5 protein-coding genes are annotated in these 11,024 nt (G+C 33.4%); all 5 read left to right on the forward strand.

What is annotated here, in order from left to right; translation table 11 throughout:
• Positions 1-53: 53 nt before the first annotated feature.
• Genes VRU49_RS04880 through VRU49_RS04900 form a run of 5 tightly spaced genes read left to right on the forward strand, consistent with a single transcriptional unit; the run spans position 54 to position 10,969 of the window.
• A complete protein-coding gene (locus tag VRU49_RS04880) occupies positions 54-2,369 on the forward strand; it encodes an NADP-dependent malic enzyme (RefSeq protein WP_330145666.1) in 2,316 nt (771 codons plus the stop codon).
• Positions 2,370-2,374: 5 nt separating this feature from the next.
• Positions 2,375-2,959: a Holliday junction branch migration protein RuvA gene (ruvA, locus tag VRU49_RS04885; protein WP_330145667.1), complete on the forward strand. Its 585-nt coding sequence runs from the start codon at positions 2,375-2,377 to the stop codon at positions 2,957-2,959.
• A gap of 37 nt (positions 2,960-2,996) precedes the next feature.
• On the forward strand, positions 2,997-10,139 hold the full coding sequence (gene sov / locus VRU49_RS04890) for a T9SS outer membrane translocon Sov/SprA (protein WP_330145668.1): 7,143 nt from the start codon (positions 2,997-2,999) through the stop codon (positions 10,137-10,139).
• Between the two features lie 32 nt (positions 10,140-10,171).
• The gene (gcvH, locus tag VRU49_RS04895) at positions 10,172-10,552 is read left to right on the forward strand and encodes a glycine cleavage system protein GcvH (RefSeq protein WP_330145669.1); all 381 of its coding nucleotides are present in this window, start codon (positions 10,172-10,174) and stop codon (positions 10,550-10,552) included.
• Positions 10,553-10,555: 3 nt separating this feature from the next.
• Positions 10,556-10,969, forward strand: a complete 414-nt coding sequence (locus VRU49_RS04900) for a VanZ family protein (protein WP_330145670.1) — start codon at positions 10,556-10,558, stop codon at positions 10,967-10,969.
• The last annotated feature ends 55 nt before the right edge of the window (positions 10,970-11,024 follow it).

Consider the following 11,024-nt stretch of genomic DNA (forward strand, 5'->3'; position numbering starts at 1 on the left):
GCATACTCATAAAATTAATGATAACTTTGCCTGATTATCAATTCAAGTGATTTATGAGTAAGATTAATAGGAAACAAGATGCTTTAGATTACCATTCACAAGGTAGACCAGGTAAAATTCAGGTAATTCCTACCAAACCAACAAATTCGCAGCGCGACCTAACTTTAGCTTACTCGCCAGGGGTTGCACAGCCTTGTTTGGAAATTGCTGATAACATAGAGGATGTTTATAAATATACTGCTAAAGGGAATTTAGTAGCGGTTATAAGTAATGGTACTGCTGTCTTGGGATTAGGAGACATTGGTCCGGAAGCAAGTAAACCTGTAATGGAAGGAAAAGGTTTACTTTTTAAAATATATGCTGATATTGATGTTTTTGATTTAGAGTTAGACACTAAAAATGTGGATGACTTTGTTAAAATCGTGAAATCTTTAGAGCCAACATTTGGTGGTGTAAATTTAGAAGATATAAAAGCACCAGAATGCTTCGAAATAGAACGTCGTTTAAAGGAAGAAATGAATATTCCTGTAATGCACGATGATCAGCATGGAACAGCCATAATATCTGCGGCAGCTTTATTAAATGCTTGCGAATTACAAAAAAAGAAATTAGACAAAGTTAAGATAGTTGTAAATGGCGCTGGAGCTGCTGCAATATCTTGTACTAGGTTATATGTTGCCTTAGGGGCAAAAAAAGAAAATGTGGTTATGTGTGATCGCAGCGGAGTTATTCGTAGCGATAGAGGTAATTTAGATGAAATTAAAGCTGAATTCGCAACCACTAGAAAAATTGATACTTTAGAAGAAGCGCTTAAGGATGCAGATGTATTTATCGGGCTTTCTTCTGCTGATTGTGTATCTGTAGATATGCTTAAGTCAATGGCTAAAAACCCAATTGTTTTTGCCATGGCTAATCCGAATCCGGAGATTGCTTATGAACTTGCGATAAAAAGTCGTAAAGATTTAATTATGGCTACCGGTAGATCTGATTATCCTAATCAGGTGAATAATGTGTTAGGTTTCCCATATATTTTTAGAGGTGCTTTAGATGTTAGAGCAACCGCTATTAATGAGGAAATGAAAATTGCTGCGGTTAGAGCTATTGCAGATCTTGCAAAGAAACCAGTTCCTGAGGCGGTTAATATGGCTTACAACGAAAAAAATATAAAATTCGGTAAGACTTATATTATTCCTAAACCTATGGACATTCGTTTAATTACGAATGTATCTGTTGCAGTAGCAAAAGCAGCTATAGAGAGTGGTGTAGCACGTAAGAAAATTACAAATTGGGACGAATACATTGATACACTAAAGCAAAGAATGGGAATGGATGATGCTATTATGCGCGCCATTACTAATAAAGCAAAGTTAGATCCTCGTCGTGTTGTATTTGCTGAGGCAGATAATTATAAAATCTTAAAAGCTGCACAAATTGTTAAAGACGATAATATCGCTATCCCAATTTTACTTGGAAACAAGGATGTTATTAATAAAATTATCCAGGAAAACGGATTAGAATTAGATAATGTTCAAATTATTGATCCAACATTAGAGGCAGAACGTTCAGCTAATTACGCTGAAATATTATTTAAAAAGAGACAGCGTAAAGGAATCACCAAATATGAAGCGCTTAAATTAATGCGCGATAGAAATTATTTCGGTGCATCAATGGTAGAAGCAGGTGATGCAGATGCTATGATCTCTGGATTAACTAAAAATTATGCATCTACCATAAAACCAGCATTGCAGATAATTGGTACAGCTCCTGATGTAAGCAAGGTGGCAGGGATGTATATGATGATGACCAGAAAAGGGCCAGTATTTTTTGGTGATACAACGGTTAATGTAAACCCTTCTGTAGAAGAATTGGTTGATATTACGTTGTTGTTGGATAAATCTGTTAAGAAATTTAATATTCAGCCTAGAATTGCTATGTTGTCTTATTCTAATTTCGGTTCTAATGATGGTCCAGTGCCAGATAAAATTAGGCATGCTGTGAAAATATTGCACGATCAACATCCAAATGTATTGGTAGATGGTGATATGCAAGGAAATTTTGCAATGAATTCTGCTATGTTAAATGATAATTTTCCTTTTAGCAGATTAGCAGGTGCACCAGCAAATACCTTGGTATTCCCTAATTTAGAGTCTGGAAATATTGCCTATAAATTACTTCAAGAATTGGGAGGTGCAGAAGCAATTGGACCAATTTTATTAGGATTAAATAAACCAGTTCACATAGTTCAATTGGGTAGTTCGGTAAGAGAAATTGTAAATATGGTAACAATTGCCGTTCTCGATGTTCAAGCAAAGGAAGAAGAGGCGGCACCTAAAAAAAGAAGAATATTTGGAATAAGAAATAAGAAATAATAATTATGTATGCATACATTGATGGTAAACTAACTTTTAAAGGCCCCACTTATATTGTAGTTGAGGCTGGTGGTGTTGGCTATCATATTAATATTTCTTTAAACACTTACGGTTTATTAAATGATTCTGAAAGATGCAAAATTTATACATGGTTACATGTGAAAGAAGATGCCCATACTTTGTATGGATTTGCAGATGAAGGAGAAAGAAGACTCTTTTTACATTTAATTTCTGTAAGTGGTATTGGTCCGAACACGGGTAGAATGATGTTGTCGTCTATTACGCCGAATGAAATTCAACAAGCCATAATACAAGGAGATATCCCTTTAATTCAAAGAATTAAAGGGATTGGTGCTAAAACTGCACAAAGGTTAGTTTTAGAATTACAGGATAAATTAAAAAAAGAAGGTACTGGGTCGTTAATTTTAGCACCTGTACATAATACAGCTAAGGATGAAGCGTTATCCGCTTTAGTGATGCTTGGATTTGCTAAACAAAGTGCTGAAAAAGCATTAGATAATATATTAAAACAAACTGCAGATAAACCATCTGTTGAACAATTAATTAAGCTAGCTCTAAAGAATTTATAATTGCTTGAGGAAAGTTAAAATTTTGCTCATTCTTTTGATGTTTTGTTGGACATGGAGTGCAAAGGGACAAATCCTTTCAACACCTAAACAAGATACACTACGTAATTCTTTCAGCCTGAAAGAGCGTAAAGAACTCGGAATTAATTCTGGTAGAAGACCCTTTTACCCATTTCCTACCAATATGAATAGAGACGTACAGTATGATGTGCGTACGAATAAATATATTATTAGAGAAATGGTAGGTGATAGAGTTCTATCTACACCTCAATATTTAACCGTTGAAGAATATCAAAAATTAATTACAGCCGAGTTAAAACAAAATAATTGGCGATTTTTTTCTAATTCAGAAATTGAAGAAACTAGAAATACTGGAATAATTCCTGTAATTAAAGTAAAAAGCAAAGCATTTGAAAAAATGTTTGGTAGCTCAGATATTAATCTTAAACCCGTAGGGGAAGCAAGTTTAACTATGCTTGGTAGGATTAATAAAAACGAGAATCCATTGTTTAATGAAAGGCAACGTACGCAAACTACATTTGATTTTAATCAACGTATTCAGATGCAGTTAATCGGTAATATTGGAACCAAATTAAAGCTTAATCTTAATTATAATACTGAAGCTCAATTTGATTTTGAAAACCAATTTAAACTCGATTATACAGGAAGTGCGGATGATATCATTAAAAAAATTGAAGCAGGAAATGTTAATTTCCCTCTAAGCACAACTCTTATTAACGGTACTCAATCTTTATTCGGACTAAAAACACAATTGCAGTTTGGGAAATTAAGTGTAAGTACAATTATTAGTCAACAACGGTCACAGGCTAAACAAATTAGAGTTGATAACGGTGTTCAGAAGAAAGAATTTAGAATTACTGGCGATAATTATGAAGCTAATAAACATTATTTCTTAGCTCAATTTTTTAGGGATAATTATAATAAAGCACTCTCAGTTCCGCCAACAATAAATTCAGGAGTTTTAATTTCTAAGATAGAGGTTTGGGTAACCAATAAAACGGGGAATACTCAGGAATCGAGGGATGTGCTTGCATTTTTAGATTTGGGTGAAAATAAGCCATATAACACAAATCAAATTGCCGGAGGAAGTGGTTATTCTGTACTTCCAGCAGGATTTAACTCAACTAGATTTACACAGCAATCGAATAATTTATTGCAAAATATTGCTTCATTCGCGCCCAATGCAAGGTTTACCAATTCAAATGAAATTGCATCCTATTTTGCTGCAAATGGGTCTAATGATAACTATGCTAAGGTTACTTATGCTCGCAAGTTAACGGAGCGAGAATTTGTTTTTCAACCTCAACTGGGGTATATAACTTTAATGACTCCATTAGATGCAGATGAGGTTTTGTCTGTGGCTTACAGGTATACTTATAATGGTATAGAATATCAGGTTGGAGAGTTTTCTACCGATATACCATTTGATGCGGCAAGTCCAAAAGTTTTATTCACAAAGTTGATTAAAAACGAATCCATAAAAGTGAATTTGCCTACCTGGAAGTTAATGATGAAAAATATTTATTCATTGAATGAGTTTCAGATAAGTAATCAAAATTTCAGGTTAGATATTTTTAGAATTGATGATCAGACTGGTGTGGAAAGACCATTAATTTTGGAAGGAGAAAAAACTCAATATAAGCTTTGGATAGATTTATTAGGGCTCGATAAGTTAAATGCGCAAAAGGAATTAAAACCTGATGGTGTATTTGATTATGAAGCAGAATTAAGGCCATTTAATCCATATACCTATGCGCCACAAAGTATTTCAGGCTCGGCTAATGAAATTTTAAATACAGCGAATGGAAATATAAATCCAAATGTAAATAATAATGTAACTAATGGTTATGTAACTATAGACCCAGTAAACGGACGGTTAATATTTCCATCAATAGAGCCATTTGGCGACGATTTAAAACAAAAGTTTAACAACATCACCGAAAGGGAACTCATAAATAGATATACATTTAAGGAGCTTTATGATTCTACAAAAGTTAACGCTCAACAATTATTTATTAATAAAAATAAATATGTGATAAAGGGGACTTACCAATCGGAATATTCGTCTGATATAAGTTTAAATTCCTTTAATGTGGCGCCAGGCTCTGTAAGGGTGTTTGCTGGAACTATTCCATTGGTAGAAGGTCAAGATTTTACTGTTAATTACCAAATGGGTTCGGTAAAAATAATTAATACCGCATTAATCACCTCTGGTCAGCCTATTAGAATTTCTACGGAGAATAATGATGTTTTTAGTTTACAACAAAGGTCTTTGTTTGGAACTCGATTAGATTATAGAGTAAATAGTAAGTTGAACTTGGGTGCAACGCTTATGAATCTTACTGAAAAACCACTTACGGCTAAGGTAAATTATGGGGAGGAGCCAATTTCAAATACCATTTGGGGGATCGATTTTAATTATAGTTCTCCATCAAGATTTTTAACTAAAATGGTTGATAAATTACCTTTTTTATCAACTAAAGAACCTTCATCTATTTCATTTGGAGGCGAATTTGCTCAACTCATACCGGGTCATCCATCAGCCTTAAACGCTGGCGGTAACAAGGGTGGAATAAGTTATATTGATGATTTTGAAGGTACTCGTTCTATAATCGATTTAAAAAGTCCTACTACGTGGCAACTTTCTGGAACGCCTCAAATGTTCCCAGAATCTAGTTTAATAAATGATTTAGCTTATGGCTATAATCGGGCGAAAATGGCATTGTATAGTATAGATCCATTGTTTTATACTGGTGGATCTGGATTAGTACCCGATAATATTAGAAATAATAGAACCGAGCTTTCAAATCATTATGTTAGGCAGGTTATAGAACAAGAAGTATTTCCTTTTAAAGAAACTGCGGTTGGACAAAATTTAGCCTTACCAACTTTAGATGTAGCATTTTATCCTTTTTTAAGGGGGCCATATAATTATACCACATCCGGATTTCAATCAAATGGTAATTTATTAAATCCACGCCAACGCTGGGGTGGTTATATGAGGGCTATTCAATCAAATGATTTCGAGTCAATAAACGTTGGGTATATTGAAGCATGGATTTTGGATCCATTTATTTATAAACCGAATTCTGCGGGTGGCGACTTATATTTTAATTTGGGGAATATTTCTGAGGATATTCTAAAGGATGGAAGAAAAGCTTTAGAAAATGCTTTACCAGCAAATGGTGATCCCAGCAAATATGATGAAACCAATTGGGGAAGGGTTACAAAACTGCAGCCTGTAGTTCAAGCTTTTGATAATGACCCAAACTCTAGAAAGAATCAAGATGTAGGTTTAGATGGTTTATCTGATTCAGATGAAAGAAATAAATTCGCTAACATCATTAATCAAATAAAAAGTGTTTTAAGTCCACAAATTGCTCAAGCATTTGAAACGGATCCTTCATCAGATAATTTCGTTTATTATAGAGGACCTTATTTAGATGGAATTAATGCGGGTATTTTAAAACGTTACGAAAACTACAATGGAACCGACGGCAACTCAAAAACTTCGCAACAATCTATGCAGGAAATTGGAATTGAGAATGCTGCATCTACATCGCTTCCAGACGGAGAAGACGTAAATAGAGACAATAATATGTCTCAGTCTGATGAATATTTCCAATACAAAGTTTCATTAAGACCTGGCGATTTGCAGGTTGGCAAAAATTTTATCAATGATAAGATTGTTTCAAATGTAAAATTGGCTAACGGACAAACACAACCAGTTACCTGGTATCAGATAAGAATCCCAATAAATGATTATCAATCTAAAGTTGGAGGGATCCAAGATTTTAGGAGCATTAGATTTTTAAGATTTTTTATGACCGATTTTGCAGACACTACAGTTTTAAGATTTGCAAAATTGCAATTAGTGCGTGGAGATTGGAGGGCATTTAATCCGAAAAATGAAACCAAAGATATTTTAGTTGACCAATCTTTACTTCCAATTGGTCCTGATAACTCGTCGATAGACATTGCTACAGTTAACATTGAAGAAAACGGAAGAAGAACACCTATCCCGTATGTTTTACCTCCAGGAATTGAACGTGAACGTGATTTCACTAATTATAGAGGGGAAACTCGCCAAAATGAACAATCTTTATCATTTGCTGTCAACGATTTAAGAGACGGCTATGCCAGGGCCACCTATAAACAAGGAATAAACGATTTAAGGTCATACAAGAAAATAGAAATGTATGTGCATTTGGAAGCATTAAAAGGTAGCTTACAGAATGGCGATTTACATGCATTTTTAAGATTGGGATCAGATAATTTAGATAATTATTATGAATATTCTATTCCGTTAAAAGTAACCTTGCCTGGATCTGTAAATCCACTTTCTGTTTGGCCTGAAGAGAATAAAATTCAATTAGAAATAGAGCTATTGCAAAATGCGAAAATTGCCAGAAATAATGCTAAAGTTGCTGGAGGAATGCCTTGGCCTATAAATCTTCCATTTACTTTTACACAAGATGGTAAAACCGTTATAATTAAAGGACAACCAGATTTAAGCTCGGTTAGGGTAATTATGTTAGGGTTGAAAAACCCATTAAGAAATTCTGCAAATCCAGGAAATGACGATGGATTAGATAAATCTGGATTGGCATGGTTTAATGAATTAAGATTAACTGAATTTGATGAACGTGGTGGCTGGGCTGCAACAGCTAGGATGAATGCTAAATTGGCCGATTTTGGCGACCTGAATGTTTCTGGAAGTAAATACACCATTGGTTTTGGCGCTATAGAAAAAAGAGTTAGCGAAAGATTAAGGACGGATGATTTGTTCTTTGATCTTTCTTCCAATTTAGATTTAGGAAAGTTTTTTCCAAAAGAAACTAGGGTAAGAATTCCGTTTTTCTTTAGCTATTCGAATCAAATTAGAACGCCACAATTTGATCCTAGAACCCAGGATTTAAAATTAAAAAATGCAACTGAAAATGTTTCCAGGAGTGTAAGAGACTCCATATTAAACTATGCTCAGGATTATTCTACCAGGAGAAGTATAAACTTTACTAATGTTAGGATAGATAGAAACCCAAATAAAGCAATTAGGTTATGGGATGTAGAAAACTTTAACCTGAGTTATGGTTTTACTGATTTTTTACATCGTGATTTCTTAGTTGAAAGCAATATTCAAAAAACTTATAGAGGATCTTTGGCTTATAATTTCAATAGTACCGCGAAATCTTACGAACCATTTAGTCATCTTAAATCTAATATGCTGAAATTCTTGAAGGATTTTAATTTTACTTTGCGTCCAAACTCTGTATTGTTTCGGGTAGATTTAGATAGATATTTCTCAGAAAATAATTTAAGAAATAATGATCCTAATAACTACATCCCTATAAACACCACATTTAATAAGAACTTTCTTATGACTAGGGTTTATGGAATTGGGTGGTTGTTAACCAATTCATTGAAATTAAATTTTAACGCTACAAATTATTCAATTATAGATGAGCCAGAAGGAAGAATTAATGGATTAAAACGCGATACTGTTTGGCAAAATTTAAAAACATTAGGTAGAACAACCGACTACAATCATAGCTTAAATCTAGATTATACACTTCCGATTAATAAGTTGCCATATTTAGATTGGGTAGAAGTAATAGCCAAATATGGTACAAACTTTAATTGGCAGACCGAACCTTTATCTACATTGAGAAATCCAAATATTAATTTGGGAAATACAATTCAGAACTCCAGGATTGTTCAAATTAATCCAGAACTAAAAATGGACGATTTATATTCTAAATTCTCCTTCATCAAGAGAATTAAACAAGCAGATTCTGCGAGTAAAACCTCTAAAATATTGGTGAATTTATTAACCAGTGTGAAATCGCTAGAAATGGCCTACACAGAAAATAGAGGTATTTATATGCCAGGTTATATGCCTAACACCAACTACTTTGGAATAGAAAATAATACGGGTGCGCCTGGGTTAGGTTTTGTGTTTGGTAGTCAGCAAGATATCCGATTAAGAGCGCTACAAAATGGATGGTTAACACAAGATACCCTTCAAACACAATTATATTTAAACACCTTAAGAGAAGATATTAGTTTTAACGGAGTAATGGAGCCAGTTAATAACTTAAGAATTACTGTATTTGCAAATAAAACTAAAAACTTCAACTACTCAACCAATTATAGGTACAGCAAGAATGCTCAAACATTTTTAAACTTTAGTCCTTTAACAACGGGTGATTATAGCGTTTCTTTTATTTCAATTGGTAGTGCATTTGGGGATATGAAAAACTCAAATGTTTCTAAATTCTTCAATAAATTTATGCAGAATAGAGTAGTTATTTCACAGCGTTTAGGTGGATTAAACCCAAATTCTACAGGAGCATTACCAGATGGATATTTTGATGGTTACGATAAAAATGCACAAGATGTAGTTATTCCTGCATTTATTGCTGCTTATGCAGGCAGAGACCCTTGGAGCGTTAAATTAAATTCCATGCCTAAAATTCCTCTTCCAAATTGGCGCTTAAACTATACAGGATTAAATACTATTCCTTTCTTTTCTGAAAGATTCGATGATATTGTAATTAGCCATGGTTATAGATCTACATTTAGTGTAAATGGTTTTAACTCTCTTTTGAGGTATGAGGAATCTAATGGTTTTACGAGTTCAAGAGACGACAACAATAATTTCCTTCCGTTTTATCAGTTTACGCAAGTTACCATAAACGAACAATTAAACCCATTAATTGGCGTAAGTGCAAAATTTAAAGGCAACTTATCTGCAAATTTTGAATTAAACAGAACACGATTATTGGGTTTGAGTTTAGCCAATATGCAAATGGCACAACTTACAGAAAACAATATTGTATTTGGATTGGGTTATATGACCAATAACTTTAGGTTCCCTTTTGGTTTATTTAAGCAACTTAAACTTAATAATAATTTAAATTTCAAAGTTGATGTTTCTGTGAGGGATAATAAAACGGTCATTTTTAGACCTGATATAGCAGAGGCAGATGTATCTGCAGGTGCAAATAATATAGCCATAAGACCGAGCATAGATTACGTGTTAAATCAACGTTACAATATTAGAATTTTTTATGATTCTAATATCTCAAAACCATATACTTCTCAATCTTTTAGAACTTCTTATAGTAATTTTGGATTTTCTTTGAGTATGATCTTCAATTAATTTATAACTTTGTAAAAAATAAAGAATTAAATATGAACTTTCCTTCTGAACTAAAGTATACTAAGGACCACGAATGGGTTAAAGTAGACGGAGAAACACTAATTGTAGGTATTACAGATTTTGCTCAAAGAGAATTGGGTGATATTGTTTACATCGATATCAATACACTTGGTGATGAAGTAGAACAAGATTCAGTATTTGGGACTGTTGAGGCAGTAAAAACTGTATCTGATTTGTTTATGCCTGTAACTGGAACAGTTTTGGAAGTAAACGAAGCGCTAAATAATAATCCAGAGTTAGTAAATTCTGACCCTTATGGTGATGGATGGATGGTAAAAGTTACTAATGCTAATTCTGATCAAATAAATCAACTATTAGATGCTGAGGCTTATAAAGCTTTAGTAGGAGCATAAATTATGCTTTTTAAGGAATTGAAAGATCAAATATGGGCCATTTTATGGTCTGTTTTGATCTTTTTTCTTTGTAATTTAAAATTATCAGATAGCCTAGCAGAAAGCTCCTTCTTTTTTGACGGCTTTGATAAATTAGTTCATACTATATTTTTCTTTGTGTTAGCTGTTTTGCTATTTTACGGCAGATCTAAAGCGGCTAATAATTATAAATTCAGCATCGGAACCATTGTAAAGGTAATTTTAATCTGCGTTTTTATAGGGGGTAGTATTGAACTCTTACAGTGGAAAGTCTTTACATATAGAGGTGCAGAGTGGTGGGATTTTGCAAGTGATTTAATTGGAACTGGGATGGCCGTATTTAGTTATGTAATAATACATGCTTCACAATTTCAAAAAAATAACCATTCTAATTCCTAATCTCCAATTAGGGATTAAATTCAGTTTGATTGAGCTGTTTTTTTAAAGGTTTAAT

The sequence above is a fragment of the Pedobacter flavus genome (genome assembly GCF_036324285.1).
In the GTDB taxonomy this organism is placed as follows: Bacteria; Bacteroidota; Bacteroidia; order Sphingobacteriales; family Sphingobacteriaceae; genus Pedobacter; species Pedobacter flavus.